This is a genomic window from Pseudomonas sp. SJZ078, assembly GCF_007828255.1.
In the GTDB taxonomy this organism is placed as follows: domain Bacteria; phylum Pseudomonadota; class Gammaproteobacteria; order Pseudomonadales; family Pseudomonadaceae; genus Aquipseudomonas.
Genome location: NZ_VIUG01000003.1, coordinates 281,523 through 306,059, shown reverse-complemented (window position 1 = coordinate 306,059; position 24,537 = coordinate 281,523). Strand labels below are relative to the sequence as shown.

At 60.9% G+C, this 24,537-nt stretch carries 19 protein-coding genes; 3 read left to right on the top strand and 16 right to left on the bottom strand.

Annotated features, from left to right (window positions below):
* Nucleotides 1–76: 76 nt before the first annotated feature.
* The 12 genes from FBY02_RS05205 to ccoN (FBY02_RS05150) all read right to left on the bottom strand — a co-directional run bounded on the left by FBY02_RS05205 (nucleotide 77) and on the right by ccoN (FBY02_RS05150) (nucleotide 14,983).
* Nucleotides 77–616 (bottom strand): FixH family protein, encoded by a 540-nt coding sequence (locus tag FBY02_RS05205; RefSeq protein ID WP_144924215.1) that lies wholly within the window; start codon nucleotides 614–616, stop codon nucleotides 77–79.
* A gap of 11 nt (nucleotides 617–627) precedes the next feature.
* Nucleotides 628–2,043, bottom strand: a complete 1,416-nt coding sequence (gene ccoG, locus FBY02_RS05200) for a cytochrome c oxidase accessory protein CcoG (RefSeq protein WP_144924212.1) — start codon at nucleotides 2,041–2,043, stop codon at nucleotides 628–630.
* A 343-nt stretch (nucleotides 2,044–2,386) separates the two neighbouring features.
* Nucleotides 2,387–3,397, bottom strand: a complete 1,011-nt coding sequence (locus tag FBY02_RS05195; RefSeq protein WP_144924209.1) for a hypothetical protein — start codon at nucleotides 3,395–3,397, stop codon at nucleotides 2,387–2,389.
* Nucleotides 3,398–3,403: 6 nt separating this feature from the next.
* Complete coding sequence (locus tag FBY02_RS05190) at nucleotides 3,404–7,789, bottom strand: RHS repeat-associated core domain-containing protein (protein ID WP_256662473.1); 4,386 nt, start codon at nucleotides 7,787–7,789, stop codon at nucleotides 3,404–3,406.
* A gap of 285 nt (nucleotides 7,790–8,074) precedes the next feature.
* Nucleotides 8,075–9,058, bottom strand: coding sequence for a cytochrome-c oxidase, cbb3-type subunit III (gene ccoP, locus FBY02_RS05185; protein WP_144924206.1), 984 nt, complete (start codon nucleotides 9,056–9,058; stop codon nucleotides 8,075–8,077).
* Nucleotides 9,055–9,240 (bottom strand): CcoQ/FixQ family Cbb3-type cytochrome c oxidase assembly chaperone, encoded by a 186-nt coding sequence (locus FBY02_RS05180; RefSeq protein WP_003183474.1) that lies wholly within the window; start codon nucleotides 9,238–9,240, stop codon nucleotides 9,055–9,057. Before FBY02_RS05180 ends, ccoP (FBY02_RS05185) begins: the two co-directional genes overlap by 4 nt.
* Before the next feature lie 6 nt (nucleotides 9,241–9,246).
* The gene (ccoO, locus tag FBY02_RS05175) at nucleotides 9,247–9,855 is read right to left on the bottom strand and encodes a cytochrome-c oxidase, cbb3-type subunit II (protein WP_003199605.1); all 609 of its coding nucleotides are present in this window, start codon (nucleotides 9,853–9,855) and stop codon (nucleotides 9,247–9,249) included.
* Nucleotides 9,855–11,297: a cytochrome-c oxidase, cbb3-type subunit I gene (ccoN, locus tag FBY02_RS05170; protein ID WP_047703838.1), complete on the bottom strand. Its 1,443-nt coding sequence runs from the start codon at nucleotides 11,295–11,297 to the stop codon at nucleotides 9,855–9,857. The genes ccoO (FBY02_RS05175) and ccoN (FBY02_RS05170) overlap by 1 nt, the downstream gene beginning before the upstream one ends.
* A 480-nt stretch (nucleotides 11,298–11,777) precedes the next feature.
* On the bottom strand, nucleotides 11,778–12,734 hold the full coding sequence (gene ccoP, locus FBY02_RS05165; RefSeq protein WP_144924203.1) for a cytochrome-c oxidase, cbb3-type subunit III: 957 nt from the start codon (nucleotides 12,732–12,734) through the stop codon (nucleotides 11,778–11,780).
* Nucleotides 12,731–12,934, bottom strand: a complete 204-nt coding sequence (locus tag FBY02_RS05160) for a cbb3-type cytochrome c oxidase subunit 3 (RefSeq protein ID WP_144924200.1) — start codon at nucleotides 12,932–12,934, stop codon at nucleotides 12,731–12,733. The genes ccoP (FBY02_RS05165) and FBY02_RS05160 overlap by 4 nt, the downstream gene beginning before the upstream one ends.
* Before the next feature lie 5 nt (nucleotides 12,935–12,939).
* Entirely contained in the window at nucleotides 12,940–13,548 is a 609-nt protein-coding gene (gene ccoO / locus FBY02_RS05155) for a cytochrome-c oxidase, cbb3-type subunit II (protein WP_024777895.1), read from the bottom strand.
* Between the two features lie 10 nt (nucleotides 13,549–13,558).
* Nucleotides 13,559–14,983 carry a cytochrome-c oxidase, cbb3-type subunit I gene (gene ccoN, locus FBY02_RS05150; protein WP_047703835.1) on the bottom strand — a complete coding sequence of 475 codons (1,425 nt, stop codon included), beginning with the start codon at nucleotides 14,981–14,983 and terminating at the stop codon, nucleotides 13,559–13,561.
* Nucleotides 14,984–15,078: 95 nt separating this feature from the next.
* Here ccoN (FBY02_RS05150) and FBY02_RS05145 point away from each other — a divergent pair, with 95 nt between their 5' ends.
* Nucleotides 15,079–15,771: an alpha/beta family hydrolase gene (locus FBY02_RS05145; protein ID WP_144924197.1), complete on the top strand. Its 693-nt coding sequence runs from the start codon at nucleotides 15,079–15,081 to the stop codon at nucleotides 15,769–15,771.
* Between the two features lie 170 nt (nucleotides 15,772–15,941).
* On the opposite strand, the gene FBY02_RS05140 is transcribed toward FBY02_RS05145, so the two are convergent.
* From FBY02_RS05140 to acnA, 3 genes are all read right to left on the bottom strand, one after another.
* Entirely contained in the window at nucleotides 15,942–17,507 is a 1,566-nt protein-coding gene (locus FBY02_RS05140; RefSeq protein WP_144924194.1) for a PAS domain-containing methyl-accepting chemotaxis protein, read from the bottom strand.
* 77 nt (nucleotides 17,508–17,584) lie between these two features.
* A complete protein-coding gene (locus tag FBY02_RS05135; protein ID WP_144924191.1) occupies nucleotides 17,585–18,373 on the bottom strand; it encodes a CPBP family intramembrane glutamic endopeptidase in 789 nt (262 codons plus the stop codon).
* 330 nt (nucleotides 18,374–18,703) lie between these two features.
* Nucleotides 18,704–21,445, bottom strand: a complete 2,742-nt coding sequence (acnA, locus tag FBY02_RS05130; RefSeq protein ID WP_144924188.1) for an aconitate hydratase AcnA — start codon at nucleotides 21,443–21,445, stop codon at nucleotides 18,704–18,706.
* Nucleotides 21,446–21,617: 172 nt separating this feature from the next.
* Here acnA and rlmM point away from each other — a divergent pair, with 172 nt between their 5' ends.
* Nucleotides 21,618–22,691 (top strand): 23S rRNA (cytidine(2498)-2'-O)-methyltransferase RlmM, encoded by a 1,074-nt coding sequence (gene rlmM, locus FBY02_RS05125; protein WP_144924186.1) that lies wholly within the window; start codon nucleotides 21,618–21,620, stop codon nucleotides 22,689–22,691.
* A gap of 173 nt (nucleotides 22,692–22,864) precedes the next feature.
* Entirely contained in the window at nucleotides 22,865–23,116 is a 252-nt protein-coding gene (gene tusA, locus FBY02_RS05120; protein WP_047703829.1) for a sulfurtransferase TusA, read from the top strand.
* On the opposite strand, the gene FBY02_RS05115 is transcribed toward tusA, so the two are convergent.
* On the bottom strand, nucleotides 23,113–24,516 hold the full coding sequence (locus FBY02_RS05115; protein WP_144924183.1) for an MATE family efflux transporter: 1,404 nt from the start codon (nucleotides 24,514–24,516) through the stop codon (nucleotides 23,113–23,115). The genes tusA and FBY02_RS05115 overlap by 4 nt on opposite strands.
* Nucleotides 24,517–24,537: the final 21 nt, after the last annotated feature.

Genomic DNA, 24,537 nt, shown 5'->3' with positions numbered 1-24,537 from the left:
ACTGGTACCGCTGAATCCGTATTGTCAGGGAGGGCCTCATCGCGAGCTTGCTCGCGATTGCGCGAAGCGCGACTTTTTACTTTTTCAGGTCTTCGGCACCTTGCAGCGGCTCATCGCCGAGCAAGATGGCTTGGTCATGGTTTATCTGCTCTTCCTCGAACAGACGCCATATCTTGTCGTTTTCCACGCCCAGCAATTCGACAAAGCGCCGGCCTTCGATCTTGTCCGTCAACTGGCCGATGTACCGCCCCGGCTCGCTGTCGTTGCGGGTCAGGACGATCTTGCGGTCCTTCTCTGGCTGGGTCGGCGAAATCAGACTCAGCTCCAGGGTCTGGGGCCGGCTCTTGCCGCTCAGGCGCAGGTTCACCTCGCCAGTGACATCATCCATCTGCACGTTGGCATGCAACTGCAGGGTCTGGGCCAGCAGTTCGCGCTCCAGCGAGCGGTTGATGCCCTTGCCGGCTTCGTAGTAGTTGTCGTTGACCAGGTTGTCCGGGTTCTTCACCGCAATGGTCACCATCGTCAGGCTCAAGGTCACCGAACAGGCCAGGATCCCGATAATGATCCACGGCCAGAGGTGTTTGTACCAGGGGCTGGTGGCGGTTGCTGCAGGCATGTTCAGTTCTCTCAACGAATTTGTGGGCCGATGAACCGGCTCTTGGCTTCGACATGAACGCTGTCGTCATCGGCATCCTTGAGGATGAAGGTCACCTCGTTGGTGCTCGACGGCAGTTGGTCCGGCGCACTGGACAACTCCACCGGCTGGCTGAAGATATCGCCGGCCGCGACCTTGATCTCCCGTCGGCCTTGCAGCTTCAAGTCCGGCAGGCCAGTGGCCTCCAGCACATAGGTGTGATCGCGCTGGTCCTTGTTCATGATCTTCAGGCTGTAGACGTTCTCGATCCGGCCTTCGGCGTTTTCGCGGAACAGCACGCGGTCCTTGCTGACGTCGAAGCCCACCAGCGAACGCATGAGGAACGCCGTCACCAGCAGGCTGATCATTGCCAGCAGCACCAGGGCATAGCCGATCAGGCGCGGGCGCAGTTTATGGGTTTTCTGCCCCGACAGGTTGTGTTCGGTGGTGTAGCTGATCAGGCCGCGCGGATAATCCATCTTGTCCATGATGTTGTCGCAGGCATCGATGCAGGCGGCGCAACCGATGCACTCGATCTGCAGGCCGTCGCGGATGTCGATGCCGGTGGGGCAGACCTGGACGCACATGGTGCAATCGATGCAATCCCCCAGGCCCAAGGCCTTGTAGTCGATGCCTTTCTTGCGCGGGCCACGGCCTTCGCCACGACGTGGGTCATAGGACACGATCAGCGTGTCCTTGTCGAACATCACGCTCTGGAAGCGGGCATAAGGGCACATGTAGATACACACTTGCTCACGCAGCCAGCCGGCGTTGCCATAGGTGGCGAGGGTGAAGAAACCGACCCAGAAATACGACCAGCCATCGGCCTCGCCGGTAAAGAACTCGAACACCAGTTCGCGGATTGGTGTGAAGTAGCCGACGAAGGTCATGCCGGTGACAAAGCCGATCAGCAGCCAGAGGCTGTGCTTGGCGAATTTGCGCAGGAACTTGTTCGCCCCCATGGGCGCCTTGTCCAGCTTGATGCGCTGGTTGCGGTCGCCTTCGGTGATTTTTTCGCACCACATGAAGATCCAGGTCCACACGCTCTGTGGGCAGGTGTAACCACACCATACCCGTCCGGCGTAGACCGTAATGAAAAACAGGCCGAAGGCGGCAATTATCAGCAGCCCGGACAACAGGATGAAATCCTGGGGCCAGAAGGTCGCACCGAAAATAAAGAATTTGCGTTCCGGCAGGTTCCACCAGACGGCCTGGTGACCGCCCCAGTTCAACCAGACGGTACCGAAGTACAGCAGGAACAAAAAGGCTCCGCCCACCATCCGCAGATTACGGAACAGACCGGTGAAGGCGCGGGTGTAGATTTTTTCCCGAGAGGCATACAGGTCGACGCTCTTGTTGGCGTCCTTGGCAGGCGGGGTGACGTCATGTACCGGAATCTGATTGCTCATCAAATGCATCCCACGGCAGTGGAAAAGTGCCGGGGCCAGTGCGTGCCGACCACGGTCAGAAAGGGTGCTGCAATGGCGCAATGATACGCCTGTCGCTCTAGCTCACGGGTGCGACCTTTGGTCGCGTTGGGCGAAAGGGGCGAATGGTGTAGCGGATGTAACAAGTCATGACTTAGATCAATTGACTTGTTGAGTATAGTCCTCCAGCCGTAGCGGACGATTTGTAGTATTGATTATTAGGCTGTGTACGAAACAGTTCCCCGAAGGGACGGGATTACGATAGGCGGCATGACTAAGGCGCACAAGCGGGCGGATTCTGGCGTAGTGGAAATTCGCCGCAATTTTACTGCCTGTATAGGATGTTGTAGAACGAAGTTGGGCCGTCATTTATCAAGGACAGGTCATGGCCCGTGGGGATTTTTTCGAACAGCGCTTTGGTGACACTCATGCGACGCAGGATGATGGCCTCCAGCAATTTACCGAATAGCACCTCATCATTGATGTATTTCTTCAATTTCAGGAGTTCACGGGGCCGGTTTTTCAGGATGTGGAAGGAGTAGTTCATCAGAATCATGTTCGAGACGAACAGGTTTTCCGTTGATTGGAGCGGATTGAGCGTATCGATGAGAGCGTTGAATATCCACTGCCTGTCCTGGGCATAGGTGTTCAGGAAAAGGTCGGGATACATGAGCTCGCTGTGGCGATCATTGAGATTGAAGCGGCAAGCGTCTGCATCAGGTTCGGTCAGTAATCGGATAACGGCTATCTGATAGCTTTTCAAATGACTCAGCAGCTCATGCTCTTTCCTGGCATCCGCGTTGATGGTCCTGTAAACCAGGTCGATGATCTCCAGAAAAGGCACAGGTCCCGAGGTATCGGTCCCCATCATCAATTGATGACCCTCGATGCTGAACCGACGATACACCTCGTCGTCGATACTCAACTCGAAGAGCAGGAACCTGAGCATGTGGTTTCTGAGTTGCGTATTGGAATCGATTGGGCTGTTCTTCAAGCGGATCAACTGGATCAAGTAGAAGAAAATAAAATAGTCTTTGTTGGTTCGTTGGCGGTTGTCGATCTCGAGCAGATAACCAAGGCGCGACAGGACCAGGAGCAGGGCATGGCAGTCCGGTTCAGTGAAGCCGATTTTCGCCATGGCTTTTTCGAAGGCAGCTATGGAAAACAAATCGTGCCAGCGGCTCACGCTGAAGGATGAGCCGTTGCTTTTCCTGGCCATGACCCGGAGCAGTGAAGGCTCGTCTTCTTCATGGAAAATGGTGCCCAGCGCCTTCGGGTAGGGGCGGGCGTTCAGGAAGTTTTCAAGCTTATAGGAGAGGAGGTTGAATATGTCCATTTAGCCTTACCCGCATGTCTTCCACTTTCCATTCGGGCCTTTTTTCTCGACACGAAATGACGTGATGGTTTTATTGAATTTGTCCAACAGCCGGAAACCGATTCCTCTGGCTTTGGGTTCATTCGTTTTGGAAAGCACGCCATCTTTCAGACCCGTCTCCTTATAGTCAACAGTAGAGATGTCTTTGTGGTTATTGAGCATGCTGACCCCTTCATTGTTGACGGTAGCGACGACTCGATACTTTTCATTGCCTGGGTTGAATCCTGGATTGCTGTCCTGGTTGACCCAAACCGCCTTCTCTCCCCTGATATTCGGTACCAAGCCCCCTTTACCGCCATTGGCGGCCTTCGAGGAAACCGTTTCGCTTTCGCCCATGTAGCGAATAATCTCGTTTTCTTTCAACCCCAATGGGTCGATCCAGGTGAATGGATTCGGTGAGTAGCGATAGAGATTAAGGCTGCCGGTCAGCCCTAGAGGGTCGGGCGTGGTAAAGCGTCCGATGTCTGGGTCGTAAAAGCGAAAGGTGTTGTAGTGCAGGCCAGTTTCCCGATCCAGATATTGCCCCTGGAATCGAAGGTTCTGTTCTTCGACGTAATACGGTTCACGCACTTCCTCAAAAGCGTTGCCCCATACTTGATAGCGGGCATGCCACAGCGGGTGGCCGTCACTTTCCGTCAAGGCGTGTGGCAGGCCATTGGGATCGTTGTGATAATGGCGAATGCGTTGGCTCTCTTCGATGCCGTCGACCCTGGCCAAGGGCTCATGACCGTTATCAGCGTAGAGGTACAGGCTGGTCAGGCCATTTTTTTGCTCCTTTAGTAACTGCAGGCCATCCCAGTCGAAGCGCGTGGAAGCGATGAGTTGACCTTTGCTGTCATGTTCAGTTTTCTCAATCCTTCGGCCTAAGGGGTCATAGCGCATCCTGACGACGCTTTCTCCCTCGATTTTCTGTGTTCGAACTTCAATCAGACGATGATCCGAGTCATAGCTGAATCGCTGCAACCCGTGCCGTCGGCTGCGTTTCTCTATCATTCGTCCGAAGCCGTCGTATCGATAACGCTTATCCTGATAAGTTAGCAATTGGTTGTGCACAACCCGTCCGATTGCGCCAGAGGGGCTGTCGAGGAGATTGGCAGCGGCATCGAAGGAGAATGTTTCATTCTGTCCTTGGCGACTTCCCTGGCTCGAAATGATTCGCCCCGTCACGTCGTAGTGCAGCAGTTGACGTTGCTGACCTTGTGGCAGTCGTTCGAGGCGGCCTACAAGATGATCGCTGGGGTCGAAGTCAAAATGCATCTGTTCGGCAGCTGCCATCGGCGAAGGAGGGCTGCCGAGGCGGCGTTGGCGACTGCGTAGGCGCCCACTACGGTCGTAGTCGCTATGCGTGTGGATTTGGCCTTGCGTGCGCATCACCTCACGATGCAGCCGGTCACGTTCGAAATCACTGATGACCTGGCCGTCAAGATTGATCTGATGCAGGTGGCCACTGCCGTAGTAAAGGCGGTTGATCCAGCGACCGTCAGGGAGGAGGGTCTGGGTGAGATTGCCGAGTTCGTCGTAATGGTGCTGCACAAGCCCTGTCGAACTCTGTTCTTCAATCAAATATCCCAACGCGTCATAAGCGAAGCCCAATCGCTGTTCATCGCCATCATTATTGGCAGTGACGGCTTCGATCAATTGGTTCAGCGGGCTGTAGCTGTACCGCGACTGTCCGTCAGGTGTGAATCGGGTGATCAGTCGACCTACCGCATCGCGTTCCAAATGCTGGACGATGGGTTTTTCGAGGGGCTGATGATCATTTCGCAGCGCTGCGACGGTTTCGACTCTTGTTACGTGGTCGAGAGCGTCGTAGGTGTAACGCTTGACGCTGCCGTCGAGATTGCGCTGTTCAACCAACCGATCCCCGGCATCCCAGGCAAACCGATAGCTCTCGCCATTCTCATTGACCAGTGCCTGCAGCCGTCCATAGCTGTCATACGCAAACTGCACCTGCCGGCCCAGGGCGTCGGTGCGTTGGCGGACCTGGCCGCGGCGGTTGTGCTGGTAGAGGGTGACGTGTCCGGCCGGATCCGTATAGCCGGTCAACTGGCCGGCGGCGTCGCGCTGGTAATGCTCGGTACGGCCATCCGGCAGTTGGCTGCTGAGCAGCCGGCCTTGGGCGTCATAGCTGAACTGGGTACGCTCGCCGAGGGCATCGGTGATGGTCTGCAAATAGCCGCGCGAGTCATAGCTGAAGCGGGTGGGGTAACCCGAGCAGTCAATGTGCTCAGCGAGCTGCCCGAACGGGTTCCAGCGCAGCTTCCTGCTCTTGCCGGTGGCGTCGATGATCTCGACGACTTGGCCGTGGACGTCGTAGCGGTAGCGGGTAATGTGGCCTAGCGGATCGGTTTCGGCGATGCAATTGCCCCGTGGGTCGTAGCGATACTGCCAGCTATTGCCGGCTGCGTCGGTGTTCACCAGCGGCAGGGCCCAGTGTTCAAGCCACAGGGTGAAGTTGCTGCGGCCCAATGGATCGGTTTCGCTGATCAGGTTGCCGGCTTCGTCGTAGCTGAAGGCATAGCTGCCGCCTTGCGGGTCGGTGGCGCCGAGTAGCTGGCGTTCGTCGTTCCACTCGAACAGCCAGGTCTGGCCGAGGTTGTCGCTGGCGCGGGTGATCTGATACTGGGCGTTCCAGTGCCGGGTGCTGGTGCGATTCAAACTGTCGGTGATGCGCGTCGTCCCGGCCGCCAGGTCGTAGTCGAACTGGTAGGCGTCGCCCTCGTCGGTCCAGTGACGGACCACGCGCCATTCCTGATTTTCGACCAAGGCCCAGTCATAGAAGCAGCGCAGTCCGGTGGGTAACTGATGTTCCACCATGCGCCGGCCGGCGTCGTAGCTGAAGCGCCGTTGCACCTGGCCGGTGGCGTCGCGCACTTCGGCGAGGTTGTTGGCGACGTCGTAGGCGTAGCTGACCAGCACTTCGCGCTGTTGATCGGGGTAGAGGCGTTCGATCCGGGTGACGCGCTCGCGCTCGTGAGTCAGCTCCACTTGCACCTGATCGAAGGTATCGCGCAGGCGTACCAGACGCCCGGCCTCGTCGTAGTCGAGGTGAATGCGGTTGTCGTTGCGGTCGCCGAGCTGTTCCAGGCGCAGCAAAGCCGCGTTCCCCGGTGCTGGTTCGAACAGACGATACAGGCCGTCGTCGCTTTCGATCAGTAACTGGCCGTTGACGTGTCGGCGCACGGCGAGGCCTTCGCCGGCGCTGAACACCGCGCCACCCAGGGGAATCGAGCCCATGTCGATGGGCCGGCCCTGTTCGTCGGTGTAGACCAGGGTCTCGCCGCCCTCGGGATGAGGCCGGATCTCGACGCACACCTCGTAGGGCACGCTCCAACCGACGCCGAACAGGCCGTCCCGGCGCTCGTCGCGGCTGTTGTAGAAGCGTTGCCAATCGATCGGCAGGATGCCGGGCAGGACGAAGTCCATCTCCTCGACATCGCCCAGCACTTTAGCGCCGGTGGCCGCATGCACCGGGTTCGACGAGCCCATGGCCGCATTGGCCGCCGCACTCATGGCGCTGCTGACGGCCATCGATGCCGCCGCGCCGGCCAGCATGCACGGCAGCTTGCTGAAGAACTTGCCCTTGCCACCCTTGAGCATCAGCAGCGCGGTCACCGCCAGCCCCACCCCCGGCGTCTTGCCGCTGCGAATCTCCCGTACCACCACGGTGCCGCCGCCGATGGTCACGTCGGGGGAAATCAGCCCGGACGAGACTACCTTGCCATCGCAGGTGCTGCGGTCGCCGCTGCGCACGGCGGGCTGGCCGTTGATGGTGACCTTGTCCGAGCCTTCGGCCAGGAACTGCGGCGGCATCGGCGGGTGCTTCATACAGGTGATCATGTCCAGCGGCTTGGGCACGGCGCCGGGGGCGGGCGTGGCGACGGTGGGGCGCCACATCTGCGAGAAGAAGCTCTCGGCCATGTCCAGGTAGCTGGGTTCGGGCGCTTCCAGCTCGGTGCCGGCCGGCGCGACATGGGACTCGATGGCCCCGGCGGCGCGAGCGGCGGGAATGTTGTTGGTCAGGGTGTCGGTGGAACCGGTGAGGATGTTGGCCTGCACCGTGGGCGGAAAGAGGGCGTTGCCGATGCCCTCGCAGATATTGCTCAGACCCTTGTCGGCGCCGGTCTTGCTCATGGCGATGCCGACGACCGCGCCGACCACGGCGCCGAGCAGGAAGCAACCCAGGCCGCCGGTGGCGACCGTGATACCGGTGGCCGCCACCACGGCAGCGGTGGCGACGGCGGTGATCGCGATGTTGGCTGCCACCTCCAACACACCGCCGAGAATGTCGGCCATCATCGAGGTGTGATCCAGCGCGTCGCCCAGGCGGGCAGCCCAGAGCGCGTCAGACATGTCGGATACCCGGACGTTTGACGGCCATCTGCTTGAAGGGGTCGATACCTACCACTGCGCCTGTCTCCTTGGCGATGAATTGAGAGTCCGTTGTAACGTTATTTCAGCTTGACCACGGGTTGAGCAGCGCTACGCCACATGTCAGTGCCCTCGCTGAATTCGAATGTAGGCACGTTACTACCTTATGGAGGGCATGCAAGGGCAACAGGTGGGCCAGCCTTCGGGCCAAACAAAAAGGCCCCACCAATATCATCGGCGGGGCCTTCGGTGTATCAGGCGCTTGTCTTACTGGGCGTCAGCGGCCGGAGCCTTTTCGCCGTGGGACAGGCTGTAGACATAGGCGGCCAGCAGGTGGACCTTGTCGTTGCCTTGCAGGTCGGCCTGGGCAGGCATCTGGCCCTGGCGACCGTAACGGATGGTCTGCTGCAGTTGAGCGAAGCTCGAACCGTAGATGAACGCGGCCGGGTGCGTCAGGTTAGGTGCGCCCATGGCTGGAGTACCCTGGCCTGTCGGACCGTGGCAGGCCACGCAGTTGGCAGCGAAGATTTTCTGGCCATTGGCCGGATCGGCCTTGGCGCCTTCCGGCAGTTTGCGACCATGCAGACTGGTCACCAGGTAAGACGCCACGTCGGCGACGCCTTGCTCACCGACCACGGCAGCCCAACCCGGCATCACGGCATGACGACCGCCCATGATGGTGGTCTTGATGGTTTCCGGCTCACCGCCCCAGCGCCAGTCGGCGTCGGTCAGGTTAGGGAAACCGTAGGCACCCTTGGCGTCGGAACCGTGGCAGACCGAGCAGTTGGAGGCGAACAGGCGGCCGCCCATCTTCAGGGCTTGCGGATCCTTCGCCACTTCTTCGATCGGCATGGAAGCGAACTTGGCGAAGATCGGACCGAACTTGGCATCCGAGCGCGCCATTTCCTTTTCCCACTCATGCACGCCGGTCCAGCCGGTCTGGCCGTTGGCGAAAGCGGTCTGCTTTTCGGTGTCCAGGTAGTTATAGCCTGGCAGCAGGCCTTTCCAGTTGCCCAGGCCCGGGTAGAGCGCCAGGTAGCCGAGGGCGAACACGATGGTGCCCACGAACAGCATGAACCACCATTTCGGCAGCGGGTTGTCGTATTCCTCGATACCGTCGAAGGAATGGCCAACCGTCTCTTCGGTGGCCTCGCTGCGCTGGCCCTTGCGGGTCGACAGCAGCAGCCAGGTCAGGGAGAAGATCGTTCCCAGGCTGAGGACTGTGACGTACAGACTCCAGAACGTTGTCATTCTTTGTTACTCCTAGAAGCTTGCTCGACGTGCTTGATGGCTTCGGGATCATCCGCGAACGGCAGCAAGGTCGCGTCGTCAAACTCCGACTTGCGCTTGGGGCTGAACACCCACAGGGCCAGACCGATAAAAGCCACCATCACGACGACGGTGCCCAGGCCGCGAATCATCCCGATATCCATTAAGAATCACCGTTTGCTTTTGATGATGGTGCCCAGGCCTTGCAGATAGGCCACCAGCGCGTCCATTTCGGTCTTGCCCTTCACGGCATCCTTGGCACCGGCGATGTCTTCATCGGTGTAAGGCACGCCCAGGGTGCGCAGGACTTCCATTTTTTTCGCGGTGTCTTTGCCGTCGAGCTTGTTTTCCACGAGGAACGGGTAGGCCGGCATTTTCGACTCGGGCACCACGTTGCGCGGGTTGTACAGGTGCGCACGGTGCCAGTCATCGGAGTAACGACCGCCAACGCGGGCCAGGTCCGGACCGGTACGCTTGGAGCCCCACAGGAACGGGTGGTCCCAGACGCTTTCGCCGGCGACCGAGTAGTGGCCGTAGCGTTCAGTCTCGGCGCGGAACGGACGGATCATCTGCGAGTGGCAGCCGACACAGCCGTTGGCGATGTAGATGTCGCGGCCTTCCAGTTCAAGGGCGGTACGCGGCTTCATGCCTTCGACCGGCTTGTTGGTCACGTCCTGGAAAAACAGCGGAACGATCTGGGTCAGGCCGCCGATGCTCACGGCGATGACCATGAAGAAGGCCAGCAGGCCGATATTCTTCTCTACTGCTTCGTGCTTCATCAGTGAGCTCCAACTACGGCGATCTTGGCGGCGGCTTCAGCTTCAGCCGGGTCAGAAGCACGAACGGTGCGGTACACGTTGTAGGCCATGAACAGCATGCCGCTGGCGAAGAACGCGCCGCCCAGGGCACGGACGATGTAGCCAGGGTGGCTGGCTTGCAGCGCTTCGACGAACGAGTAGGTCAGGGTGCCGTCGTCGTTGATTGCGCGCCACATCAGGCCCTGGGTAATGCCGTTGACCCACATCGAGGCGATGTAGAGCACGGTGCCGATGGTCGCGAGCCAGAAGTGCGCGTTGATCAGCGGGGTGCTGTGCATCTGCGCACGACCGAACAGTTTCGGGATCATGTGGTAGATGGCGCCGATGGAAATCATCGCCACCCAGCCGAGCGCGCCGGCGTGGACGTGACCGATGGTCCAGTCTGTGTAGTGGCTCAGGGAGTTGACGGTCTTGATGGCCATCATCGGACCTTCGAAGGTCGACATGCCGTAGAACGCCAGGGACACCACTAAAAAGCGCAGGATCGGGTCGGTGCGCAGCTTATGCCAGGCGCCCGACAGGGTCATCATGCCGTTGATCATGCCGCCCCAGCTCGGCGCCAGCAGGATGATCGACATCGCCATGCCCAGGGACTGCGCCCAATCCGGCAGCGCGGTGTAATGCAGGTGGTGCGGACCGGCCCAGATGTACAGGGTGATCAGCGCCCAGAAGTGGACGATGGACAGGCGATAGGAGTAGATCGGACGCTCGGCCTGTTTCGGCACGAAGTAGTACATCATGCCCAGGAAGCCGGTGGTCAGGAAGAAACCCACGGCGTTGTGGCCGTACCACCACTGGATCATCGCGTCGGTCGCGCCCGAATAGGCAGAGTACGACTTGAACAGGCTGACCGGCAGCGACATGTGGTTGACGATGTGCAGCATCGCCGTCACGACGATGAAGGCACCGTAGAACCAGTTGCCGACGTAGATGTGCTTGGTCTTGCGCTTGACGATGGTGCCGAAGAACACCAGACCGTAGGTCACCCAGACGATGGCCAGCAGAATAGCCAGGGGCCACTCCAGTTCCGCGTATTCCTTGGTGGTGGTCAAACCCATTGGCAAGGTCACGATCGCGCCGACGATGACCGCTTGCCAACCCCAGAAGGTGAAGGCCGCGAGACTGTCGGAGATCAGTCGCGTCTGGCAGGTTCGCTGCACGACGTAGTAGGAAGTGGCAAACAATGCACAACCACCAAAGGCGAAGATCACCAGGTTGGTGTGCAGCGGGCGCAGGCGTCCAAACGTCGTCCATGGCAGATCGAAGTTCAACTCCGGCCAGACCAGTTGCGAGGCGATGAAGACACCGAGCCCCATGCCAAGGATCCCCCAGACCACCGTCATGATGGCGAACTGGCGGACTACCTTATAGTTATAAGCAGTCGGACTGATTGCTGTGCTCATTCTAAGGTTCCACGGTTTGGGTGTTTTATTAGGATAAAAATCGGCCGCAAGTATGGAGAAAGCGGGGGGTCATTGCAACGCGCCATGACCTGGGTCAATGCTTTCAAAAGCTGATTCTGCGGCCTTTCCATGCGCCGCGTAGGGACAAAAATGGGCCCTCGGCAAAGTGTCGCACCGAAGGAAAGAGGCGAGGGGGTCAGATCGGTTGTAACGGGGTGTGTTCAAACACGGCGTTCGGGTGACACCGGGCCATTGTCGTCACAGCCGGTATCTGCCTGTCTTTACGGCGTTTTTGTCGAACACATCGGGTCGGGTCGACCTGAAACCGGCAGTCGCCAGTACACGCAGAGGCAAGCTTAGACCCGATTCCGGGGATCCGAAAGGAAGACCTTGGGAGGGTGCGACAAATAGAAGCAGCTATGAGTTTCGAGCTGCAAGCTGCAAGCGAGTGTTCGTCGCTCGCAGCTCTTGCTTTTGCCTTTACTTGACGCTTGAAGCTTGCGGCTCGCCGCTCAACTGCTCATTCCCTTTCGAGAGGCTATAGACGTAAGCAGCGAGCAGTTGCACCTTGTCATTGCCGAGCATTTCGTTCTGCGCCGGCATATGACCTTGGCGGCCGTGGCGGATGGTCTGTTGCAGTTGGGCCAGGCTGGTGCCGTAGATGAAGCCCGCCGGTTGTGTCAGGTTCGGCGCGCCCATGGCTTCGGTGCCTTGGCCGTTGGTGCCGTGGCAAGCGACGCAGGTGGTGCTGAATGCCTGTTTGCCGGCTTCCAGGTCGGCGCCGCTATCCGCTGGCAGCGGCAGGCCGGCCAAGTCATGCCGTACATACGCTGCTACATTCTTGACCCCGGCATCCCCCAGCATTTCACCCCAGGCCGGCATCGCCGCCATGCGCCCCCCCATAATGGTGGTCTTGATGGTGTCGGCCGCGCCGCCCCAGCGCCAATTATTGTCGGTCAGGTTCGGAAAGCCGAAGGCACCCTTGGCATCCGAGCCGTGGCAGACCGAGCAGTTGGAGGCGAACAGGCGACCGCCCATTTTCAGGGCTTGTGGGTCTTTGGCGACTTCCTCCACGGGCATCGCCGCGAATTTGGCGAAGATCGGTCCGAACCGGGCGTCGGCCCTGGCCATCTCCTTTTCCCATTCATGGGCGCCGGTCCAGCCGTTTTCATAGCCAGGCAGGATGCCTTTCCAGTTGCCCAGGCCCGGGTACAGGACCAGGTAACCGACGGAAAACACCAGGGTGCCGGCGAACAACAGGAACCACCACTGCGGCAGCGGGTTGTCGTACTCCTCGATGCCGTCGAAGCTGTGGCCCATGGTCTGGTCGACGCTGCCCTTGGTCTCGCCTTTGCGAGTACCGATCAACAGCCAGGTCAGGCCGATCAGGCTGCCGAGGGTCAGTACGCAGATCCACGTACTCCAGAAGGTGGTCATGGCCGGGTACTCCTTGTTGCAGGGTCTTGGGGATGGGCGATGTCGGCGGGTGGTTCGTCGGCGAACGGCAGCAGGCGCGCCTCGGCGAATTCCGGACCGCGCTTGCTGTTGAACGCCCACAGGAGCAGGCCGATGAAGGCTACGAACACCACGACCGTGCCCAGGCCGCGGATCATTCCAGTGCTCATTTCAAGAAACATGGGACTCACCTCTTGCTCTTGATGGCAGTGCCGAGCACTTGCAGGTAGGCCACCAGTGCGTCCATTTCGGTCTTGCCCTTGAGCGAGGCCACGCTGCCGGCGATGTCGTCATCGGTGTAAGGCACGCCGAGGGTGCGCATGGCGCGCAGCTTGGTTTCGGTGTGGCTGCTGTCCACCGCCTGGGTCACCAGCCACGGGTAGGCCGGCATCTTCGACTCGGGCACGACGTTGCGCGGGTTGTACAAGTGCGCGCGGTGCCAGTCGTCGGAGTAGCGCGCGCCGACCCGGGCCAGGTCCGGCCCGGTGCGCTTGGAACCCCACAGGAACGGGTGGTCCCAGACGCTTTCGCCCGCCACCGAGTAGTGGCCGTAGCGCTCGGTCTCGGCGCGGAAGGGGCGGATCATCTGTGAATGGCAGCCGACGCAACCTTCGCGGATGTAGATGTCCCGGCCTTCCAGCTGCAGGGCGGTGTAGGGCTTCATGCCGTCCACCGGTTTGTTGGTCACGTCCTGGAAGAACAACGGTACGATCTGGGTCAGGCCGCCGATGCTCACGGCGAGGACCATCAGCAGCATCAGCAGACCGACGTTTTTTTCGATTGTTTCGTGTTTCATGGCGGACTCCTCAAGCCATCTGCGCGGCAGCGGCGGCTTCGGCAGGCTGATAGGCCCGCACGGTGCGCCAGGTGTTGTAGGCCATCAGCAGCATGCCGCTGAGGAAGACCGCCCCGCCCACCAGCCGCACGATGAAGCCGGGGTGGCTGGCCACCAGGGTTTCGACGAAGGAGTAGGTGAGCGTGCCGTCCTCGTTCACCGCGCGCCACATCAGGCCCTGGGCGATGCCGTTGACCCACATCGAGGCGATGTAGAGCACGGTACCGATGGTCGCGAGCCAGAAGTGCGCGTTGATCAAACCGATGCTGTGCATCTGCGGCCGGCCGAAGACTTTCGGGATCATGTGATACAGCGCGCCGATGGAAATCATCGCCACCCAGCCGAGCGCGCCGGCGTGGACGTGGCCGATGGTCCAGTCGGTGTAGTGGGAGAGGGCGTTGACAGTCTTGATGGCCATCATCGGACCTTCGAAGGTTGACATGCCGTAGAACGCCAGGGACACCACCAGGAACCGCAGGATCGGATCGCTGCGCAATTTGTGCCAGGCGCCCGAGAGCGTCATCATGCCGTTGATCATGCCGCCCCAGCTGGGAGCCAGCAGGATCAGCGACATCACCATGCCCAGGGACTGCGCCCAATCCGGCAATGCGGTGTAGTGCAGGTGGTGAGGGCCGGCCCAGATGTACAGGGTGATCAGTGCCCAGAAATGCACGATGGACAAGCGATAGGAATACACCGGACGCTCGGCTTGTTTGGGCACGAAGTAGTACATCATCCCCAAAAAGCCCGCGGTGAGGAAAAAGCCCACGGCGTTGTGCCCGTACCACCATTGCACCATCGCGTCCGTGGCCCCGGCATACACCGAGTAGGACTTGGTGAAGCTCACCGGCAGTTCCAGGTTGTTGACGATGTGCAGGATCGCCACGGTCAGGATGAACCCGCCGAAGAACCAGTTACCCACGTAGATGTGCTTGGTGTTGCGCTTGGCCACGGTGCCGAAGAACACGATGGCGTAGGCGACCCAGACGATGGTGATCAAAATGTCGATCGGCCATTCCAGCTCGGCGTATTCCTTGGAGCTGGTGTAGCCCAGCGGCAGGCTGATGGCCGCCAGCAGAATCACCAGTTGCCAGCCCCAGAAGCAGAACGCAGCGATTTTCGGTGCAAACAACTGCGTCTGGCAGGTGCGCTGTACCGAGTAGAACGAACTGGCGAACAGGGCGCAGCCACCGAAGGCGAAAATCACCGCGTTGGTGTGCAGCGGGCGCAGGCGACCGAAGCTGGTCCAGGGCAAATCGAAGTTGAGCTGCGGCCAGACCAATTGGGCGGCGAGAAAAACCCCGAGCCCCATGCCGACGATGCCCCACACCACCGTCATAATGGCGAATTGGCGGACCACCTTGTAGTTGTAGGCGGTACTGATAGAAGTGTTCATGGTTCCCCATCCACGGTTCAGCCGAAGAACGTGCCTGCGCAAGGCAGCGCGGCATCTTCGCCTGGAGTTATAGGCAGACTGAAAGCGAGGCAAGCATGGACAAACAGCACAAGGCCAGTATTGACGGGGATCAATGGGCGCGGTGCGTGGCACAACACGGCTGGCTGTGGACGGCCGCGCAATCGAGCGCGGGCGGCGGGGCGCCCACTCTGATTCTTGCCCACGGTGCCGGTGCGCCGATGGACAGCGGTTTCATGAACGAAATGGTTGCGCGCCTTGCTGTTCATGGGGTCAACGTGCTGCGCTTCGAGTTTCCCTACATGGCCCAACGGCGCCTGGACGGTGGCAAACGCCCACCCAATCCCGCCCCCAGGTTGCTGGAATGCTGGCGAGAGGTGTACGCGTTGGTGCGGCCTTATGTCGCTGGGCGTCTGGCCATCGGTGGCAAGTCCATGGGCGGGCGGATGGCGAGCCTGCTGGCCGATGAGCTGGGATGTGACGCTTTGGTGTGTCTGGGGTATCCGTTTTATGCGGTAGGCAAGCCGGAAAAGCCGCGGGTCGAACATTTGGCCGGGTTGAAGACCCGGACGTTGATCGTCCAGGGCGAGCGGGATGCGTTGGGCAATCGTGAGGCGGTGCAGGGCTACACCTTATCACCGAGCATTGAGGTGCTGTGGTTGGTGGCGGGGGATCATGATCTGAAACCGTTGAAGGCCTCGGGGTTCAGTCATGAGCAGCATTTGGAGGCTGCGGCGCGGGCAGTGGCTGGGTTTCTTCTTCGTAATTGATAGTGTCTGGCCGGGCCTCTTCGCGAGCAAGCCCGCTCCCACAGGGAATGCGTTCCAAATGTGGGAGCGGGCTTGCTCGCGAAGGCGGTTTATAACGCAACGCCATTTTTGAATGGGCAAAAAAAACCGGGAAGCACTGTCTTCCCGGCCTTTTATTCAGTGAACCCCTGTCAGCGGTTGAACCGCTCCACCAACGAGTACTGGGTATTGGCCGTGCGGGTCAGTTCTTCGCTCAATAGCGCCGAGCTGTGGGCCTGCCCCGAGGTCTGATCGGCCAGTTCCGAGATGTTGCTGATGCTGCGGCTGATTTCCTCGGCCACCGAGCTTTGTTCCTCTGTGGCGGCAGCGATCTGGGTGGTCATGTCGGTGATGTTGGCCACCGCTTCGCTGATGCCCACCAGCGCTTCGTCCGCTTCCATCACCCGCGCCACGCCTTCTTCGGCCTGGCGGTGGCCGGCGTCCATGGTCTGCACGGCATTGGTGGCGGTTTGCTGGAGCTTGGCGATCAGGGCGTGGATCTGCCCGGTGGATTCGCTGGTGCGTTGCGCCAGTTGCCGGACTTCATCGGCCACCACGGCAAAGCCGCGACCCATCTCGCCGGCACGGGCCGCTTCGATGGCGGCGTTGAGGGCCAGCAGGTTGGTCTGGTCGGCGATGCCTTTGATTACATCCACCACACCGCCGATCTCGTCGCTGTCCTTGGCCAGTTGGGTCACGGTCTGGCCGGTTTCACCGACCACCACGGACAAGCGTTCGATGGCCTCGCGGGTTTCCCCGGCGATGTCGCGTCCGCGACCGGTCAGGCGGTTGGCTTCCTGGGTGGCGTCGGCGGTGCGTTGCACGTGGCTGGCAACTTCCTGGGTGGTGGCGGCCATCTGGTTGACCGCCGTGGCCACCTGTTCGGTTTCCACGCGCTGGCGTTCCAGGCCGCTGGAGCTGTTGTGGGCCAGGGTGTTGGACTGCTGCGCCTGATCGTTGAGATGCTCGGCGGTGTCCTGCAGACGGGTCAGGCAGGTTTTCAGGCGAGCCTCCTGGCTGAGGATCGACATCTCCAGGCGCGCCTGGACGCCACGGCTGTCGGTGTACATCCGGGCGATCAGTGGGTCGGACGTGGTCTGCTCGGCCAGGCGCAGCAGGCGCTTGATCCCGCGTTGCTGCCATTGCAGGCCCATCAGCCCCAGGGGCACCGACAGCAGAGCGGCGAGGGCAAACCCCCAGGAAGAATTGAGGAAGGTCCCGACGACGAAGCTCAACTGGCTGACCAGGATGAAGGGCAGCCAGTCCTGAAGCACAGGCACCCACTTGTCGCTGTGCGGGATCGCCGACTTGCCCTGGTTGATGCGTTGGTAGAGGGCTTCGGCCCGGGCGATCTGTTCGGCGCTGGGCTTGACCCGGACCGATTCGTAGCCGACCACCTGGTTACCTTCGAACACAGGGGTGACGTAGGCGTTGACCCAGTAGTGATCGCCGCTCTTGCAGCGATTCTTGACGATGCCCATCCATGGCAAGCCTTGTTTCAGGATGTTCCACATATGGGCGAACACGGCCGACGGGACGTCGGGGTGGCGCACCAGGTTGTGGGGCGAACCAATCAGTTCTTCCTTGGAAAACCCGCTGATTTCAACGAATGCATCATTGCAGTAGGTGATCACGCCCTTGGCATTGGTGGTGGAGATCAATCGTTGCTGGGCCGCAAAGGTCCTTTCGCGTTGTGTGACGGGTTGGTTGTTACGCATGGTGTGAATAATCCGCAAGGCTTTGAAAGGTTGTCGGCAACGTCAGGCTTTTATTGAAGTTATTTTCCCCGTCGGTATCACGCCAGCATCGGGTAGGTAAATAGGGCGAAATGAAGCAGATTAAGGCCGAAGTGGGTGGCAATTGCCGCGCCGAGGCCGCCAAAGCGATAGGCAAGTCCGTAGCCGATTCCCGCCAGGCCCGACAGCAGCACCCATTGCCAACCGGCGCCGGCGTGTACCAGGCCGAACAGCAGCGAGGCCAGGAGCAGCGCCAGGTTGTCGCCGTGGGCCAGATGGCTGAAGCGCCGACTCAAGCTGCCTTGAATGTAGCCACGAAAGAGTGCTTCCTCCACCACCGTCACCAGTAGAAGATTGTTGGCGACCCAGATCCAGGCCAGGTCCGGCCACTTCGGTGCCCAGTGGATCATGCCCAGCACGATCGCTCCGCCCAAGGCCAATATCGCGCTCAGCACCAGGCCCAGGGCCGTGGCCAGGAACGACAGGCCAAGCGTGCGCCGGCCGACGATCCATGGACACGCCAACAGCAACCAGAAACCGATCAGCGGCTTATCCTGGTTGAGGTACATGGCAAACGGTACGGCGTCATCGGTCAGGCGATGAGCCGGGATTGCCCGCCCGTTGAAAAAGCCCGGCATCCAGTGCAGCGCCAGCGCCAGGGCCAGGACGAGGAAAAGGGCGTGACCGAGAAAGCGGCCGACCGGTATCTGCCGCTGGCGGACTGCATAGCCGGCCAGTAGCAACAGTGCGATTGAGATGGCGGCGGTCCAGGCCAGCTTTCCGTTGGCCAGGGCCAGGCAATAGCCAACAGACAGGAAGGCCAGGTAGGGCCAGGGTAAAGCAGGCATATAACATCCTTTTAGGCTGTGGAGCTTCGGGCGAAAGTGGCCGCCGCGTCTACGACGATGCGATGTCGCGCAAAGAGCACAATTTGTATCCATGCAGATTCATGCGTAGGAGGTGAAGAACGATTGGCTGACTCTGTTCCGTGAGCGCCAGGGGGGAGGGATTATAGGGGCACGATATGAAAACGGCGACTGATCAAGCGATTGATACCGTTCAGCCAGGAAGCGGACCTGTGGGAGCGGGCTTGCTCGCGAAAGCGGTGTGTCAGTCAATATTTCAATAACAGACCGACCGTCTTCGTGAGCAAGCCCGCTCCCACAAGGGATTGAGCTTTAACTGGCAATCAATTGCCGCAGGACATAGTGCAGGATCCCGCCTGCCTTGAAGTATTCCACTTCATTCAGGGTATCGATCCGACACAACACCTCGATCCGCTCCTGGCTGCCGTCCTCGCGGGTGATCACCAGTGGCAGATTCATCCGTGGCGTCAGTTCGACGTCGTCCAGGCCGAGAATGTCCAGGGTCTCCTTGCCGGTCAGGTTCAGGCTCTTGCGGTTCTGATCGAGCTTGAACTGCAACGGCAGCACGCCCATGCCCACCAGGTTGGAACGATGGATGCGCTCGAAGCTTTCGGCGATCACCGCCTTGACCCCCAGCAGGTTCGTACCCTTGGCCGCCCAGTCCCGACTGGAGCCGGTGCCGTATTCCTGCCCCGCGATCACCACCAGCGGCGTGCCCTTGGCCTGGTACAACATGGCGGCGTCGTAGATCGGCATTCTTTCGCCGCTGGGAATATAGATCGTGTTGCCGCCTTCCTCGCCGCCGAGCATCTCGTTGCGGATCCGGATATTGGCGAACGTGCCACGCATCATCACTTGATGATTACCGCGTCTCGAGCCATAGGAGTTGAAATCCCGGGGCTCCACGCCCTGTTCGCGCAGGTACCGCCCCGCCGGGCTGTCGGCCTTGATATTGCCGGCCGGGGAGATGTGGTCGGTGGTGACCGAATCGCCGAGCAGGGCCAGTACCCGGGCGCCTTCGATGTTGCGGATGGCCGGTGGCGGCCCGTCGATGCCGTCGAAGAAGGGCGGATGCTGGATGTAGGTCGAGTCCGACTGCCAGACGTACGTCGCTGCTTGCGGCACCTCGATGGCCTGCCATTGCTCGTCACCGGCAAACACAGCGGCATACTCCTTGTGGAACATCCCGGTGTCCACCTGGGCCACGGCGTCGGCGACTTCCTTGCTGCTGGGCCAGATGTCCCGCAGATACACCGGATTGCCGTCGCGGTCATTGCCCAACGGTTCGCTGCTGATATCGATACGCACCGTGCCGGCCAGGGCGTAGGCCACCACCAGGGGCGGTGAGGCCAGCCAGTTGGTCTTGACCAGCGGATGCACGCGGCCCTCGAAGTTGCGGTTGCCCGACAGCACCGAGGCCACGGTCAGGTCGGCTTTCTGGATGGCTTTTTCGATCGGGTCCGGCAAGGGGCCGGAGTTGCCGATGCAGGTGGTGCAGCCGTAGCCCACCAGGGCAAAGCCCAGTTGATCCAGGTATTCGGTCAGGCCGGCGGCCTGGTAGTAATCGGTGACCACCTTGGAGCCCGGTGCCAGGGAACTCTTGACCCAGGGTTTGCGGGTCAAACCTTTTTCCACGGCTTTTTTCGCCAGCAGCCCGGCGGCCATCATCACACTGGGGTTGGAGGTGTTGGTGCAGGAGGTAATGGCTGCGATCACCACCGCACCGTTTTTCAGGCGATGCGTATGGCCTTCGAACTCGTACTCGGCCTCGCCTACCTGATCGGCATTGCCCACCGCCACGCCACCGCCGCCTTCGCTTTCCAGGCGACCTTCTTCCTTGCTGGTGGGTTTGACCTGCAGCCCCAGGAAATCGCTGAATGCCTGGCCGACGTTGGGCAGCGAAACCCGGTCCTGGGGGCGTTTCGGCCCGGCCAGGCTGGCTTCGACGCTGCCCATGTCCAGTTCCAGGGTGTCGGTGAACACCGGTTCCTTGCCAGGCAAGCGCCACAAGCCCTGTGCCTTGCAATATGCCTCTACCAGTTTCACCGTTTCCGCCGGGCGCCCGGACAGGCGCAGGTAATCCAGGGTGACCTCGTCCACCGGGAAGAAGCCGCACGTGGCGCCGTACTCCGGGGCCATGTTGGCGATGGTGGCGCGGTCGGCCAGGGGCAGGTCGGCGAGGCCATCGCCATAGAACTCGACGAACTTGCCCACCACGCCTTTCTTGCGCAGCATCTGTGTGACGGTGAGGACCAGGTCGGTGGCGGTGATGCCTTCGCGCAGCTTGCCGGTGAGTTTGAAACCGATGACCTCGGGAATCAGCATCGACACCGGCTGGCCGAGCATGGCGGCTTCGGCCTCGATCCCACCGACGCCCCAGCCCAGCACACCGAGGCCGTTGATCATGGTGGTGTGGGAGTCGGTGCCCACCAGCGTATCCGGGAAGGCATAGGTGCGGCCGTCTTCTTCCTTGGTCCAGACGGTGCGGCCCAGGTATTCGAGGTTGACCTGGTGGCAGATCCCGGTACCCGGCGGTACCACGCTGAAGTTGGCGAAGGCACTCTGGCCCCAGCGCAGGAAGGCGTAGCGTTCGCCGTTGCGCTGCATCTCGATGTCGACGTTTTGCGCGAACGCCTGGCGACTGGCGAACCGGTCCACCATCACCGAGTGGTCGATCACCAGGTCCACTGGCGACAGCGGGTTGATCCGCTGAGGATCGCCGCCGGCCTTTTCCACGGCGGCGCGCATGGCGGCCAGGTCGACCACGGCCGGGACGCCGGTGAAGTCCTGCATCAATACCCGTGCCGGTCGGTATTGAATCTCGCGGTCGGAACGACGTTCTTTCAACCACCCGGCCAGCGCTTTGAGGTCGGCACCGGTGACGGTTTTTTCATCTTCCCAGCGCAGCAGGTTTTCCAGCAGCACTTTCAACGACATGGGCAGCTTGTCCACGTCGCCGAGGCTGCGAGCAGCCTCCGGCAGGCTGAAATAGTGGTAGGCCTTGGCGTCGACCTGCAGCGTTTTAAGGGTTTTCAGGCTATCGAGGGATGGCATTGAAATCACTCCTTTGAGTCCGCACGGCTACGGACTGACGGGACGGACAGAGCCTTTAACCTAGCCCTGTTTTGCGCGGATGACTAATCACTGGACTCTATGGGCAGGTTCGGGGTTCCGAAGTCCGCTATCATGCGCCGGTTTTCGTGACAGGCTTTGCTACGGAGTTTCAATGAACACGCTTTTCATGCACTGCCGGCCCGGCTTCGAGGGCGAGGTCTGTTCCGAGATTGCCGAACATGCGGCCCGGCTCAACGTGGCCGGCTATGCCAAGGCCAAACCGGCCAGCGCCTGCGCCGAGTTCGTCTGCACCGAAGCGGACGGCGCCGAGCGGCTGATGCGCGGCCAGCGTTTCGCCGGGCTGATTTTTCCGCGCCAATGGGCCCGCGGCACTTTCATTGACTTGCCGGAAAGCGACCGTATCAGCGTCATTCTGTCCCAGATGGCACAGTTTCCGCTCTGCGGCAGCCTGTGGCTGGAAGTGGTCGATACCAACGATGGCAAGGAATTGTCGAACTTCTGCAAGAAATTCGAAGGCCCGCTGCGCAAGGCGCTGACTGGCGCCGGCAAGCTGGTGGACGATCCGCACAAGCCGCGCCTGCTGCTGACGTTCAAAAGTGGCCGCGAAGTGTTCCTGGGGCTGGCGGAGGCGAACAACTCGGCGATGTGGCCAATGGGAATACCCCGCCTGAAATTCCCTCGGGAGGCCCCGAGCCGCTCGACCCTCAAGCTCGAAGAGGCCTGGCACCACTTCATTCCACGGAAGGAGTGGGACGAGCGCTTGCACAGTGACATGACCGGCGTCGACCTGGGGGCCGCGCCCGGCGGTTGGACCTGGCAACTGGTTAATCGCGGCATGCTGGTGACCGCCATCGACAACGGCCCGATGGCCGAAAGCCTGATGGAAACCGGTCTGGTGCAACACTTGATGGCGGATGGCTTTACCTTCAAGCCCAGGCAGCCGGTGGACTGGATGGTCTGCGACATCGTCGAGAAGCCGGCGCGCAATGCGGCGATGCTGGAAGAGTGGATCGGCGAGGGCCATTGTCGCGAGGCCGTGGTCAACCTCAAACTGCCGATGAAGCAGCGCTATGCCGAAGTGAAGCGCTTGCTCGAACGCATTGCCGATGGCTTCAAGGCCCGGGGGATCAAGGTGGAGATCGGATGCAAGCAGTTGTACCACGACCGTGAAGAGGTGACGTGCCATTTGCGGCGGTTGGACAGTAAGAAGCCCAAATCCCGCTGATTGTTCCTGTGGGAGCGAGCCTGCTCGCGATAGCGATGTGTCATTCAACATCAATGCTGACGGGCCTTGCGCCTTCGCGAGCAGGCTCGCTCCCACATGGAATGTGGCGTTAAGTCGAGGGTGACCACCCGGCGACATTGCGCGACAATGCCGGCCAGTTTCAGGAGTAGAACATGAGTGAAATGAACGATACGCCGGTCGACGGCACGCTGGATGCCTCCGGCCTCAATTGCCCTGAGCCGGTGATGATGCTGCACCAGCACATCCGCGACCTGGTACCGGGCGGGCTGTTGAAGGTGATTGCCACCGACCCCTCGACCCGTCGCGACATTCCCAAGTTCTGTGTGTTTCTCGACCACGAACTGGTGGCCCAGGACGAGGTGGACGGTACGTACCGCTACTGGATCCGCAAGAAGCTCGCTTAACCCTTCGAGCGATTGATGCGGATCGGCTTGCGCGCGCTGCGGGTCAGGCGGATCGACAGCATCAGCGCCGCGCAGCTCAGGCCCACGATCAGGCCCTGCCACAGTCCGCTCGGGCCGTTGGCCGCGCCGAACCAATCGGTCAGTCCCAAGGCGTAACCCACCGGCAAACCGATCCCCCAGTAGGCGAACAGGGTCAGGATCATTGTCACCCGGGTGTCCTGGTAGCCGCGCAAGGCGCCCGCCGCGGTGACCTGGATCGCATCGGAAAACTGGAACAGTGCCGCGTATACGATCAACATCGAGGCGACGTCGATCACCACCGGGTCGGCGGTGTAGATCGCGGCGATGGGCCCGCGCAGCGCCAGCATCAGGCTCGCCGACAGGCAGGCATATGCCAGGGCCGCGCCCATACCCACGCCAGCGGCGAAGCGCGCCTCGCGAGGCTGGCCACGTCCCAGTGTCTGGCCGACCCGCACCGTTACGGCCATGGCCAGGGAGTAAGGAATCATGAACACCAGGGAACTGAAGTTCAGCGCGATCTGATGCCCGGCCACGACCGTGGCGCCGAGGCTGCCGATCAGCAGTGCAATCACCGCAAAAATACTCGACTCGGCAAATACCGCGATGCCTATCGGCAGGCCGATGCCCAGCAGGCGTTGGAGGACTGCCCACTGCGGCCAATCGAAGCGGCTGAACAATTGACTCGACCGATAGGCCGGCGCCCAGCGCGTCCAGCCGGCCATGCCCAGGGCCATGACCCACATTACGATAGCGGTGGCCCAGCCACAACCGACGCCGCCCATGGCCGGCACGCCCAGGTGCCCGTAGATGAAGATGTAATTGAGCGGAACGTTCAGCGCCAACCCGCACAACCCCAGAACCATGGCCGGTCGCGTACGGCCCAGGCCGTCGCTGAAGCAGCGCAGTACGTGGTACAGCGCCACGGCCGGCAGGCCGGTGCCAATCCCTCGCAGGTATTCCATGCAGGGGCCGATCAGCTCCGGGTCCACCTTCATGATGTGCAGAATCGGCTCGGCACTGAACAGCGCCAGTGTCGCGATCAACCCGACCGCCAGCGCCAGCCATAGGGCCTGGCGCACCAACGGGCCGATCTCATCGAAGGTTCCAGCGCCGAAGCGCTGGGCGACTTTCGGCGTAGTCGCCAGCAGCGTGCCAGTCATCAACAGAAACACCGGCACCCAGATCGAGTTGCCCAACGCTACCGCCGCCAGATCCCGGGGGCCGACGCGACCGGCCATCACCGCATCGACGAAGCCCATGGCGGTGGTCGCCAGTTGCGCCACCATGATCGGCAGTGCCAGGGCCAGCAGCGTCTTGACCTCCAGGCGTACCCGGGCCGGGCGAGAGAGAAGGGCAGGGTTGTCGATTACGGGATTCACAGGCGAAGCGTCCGAAAAATT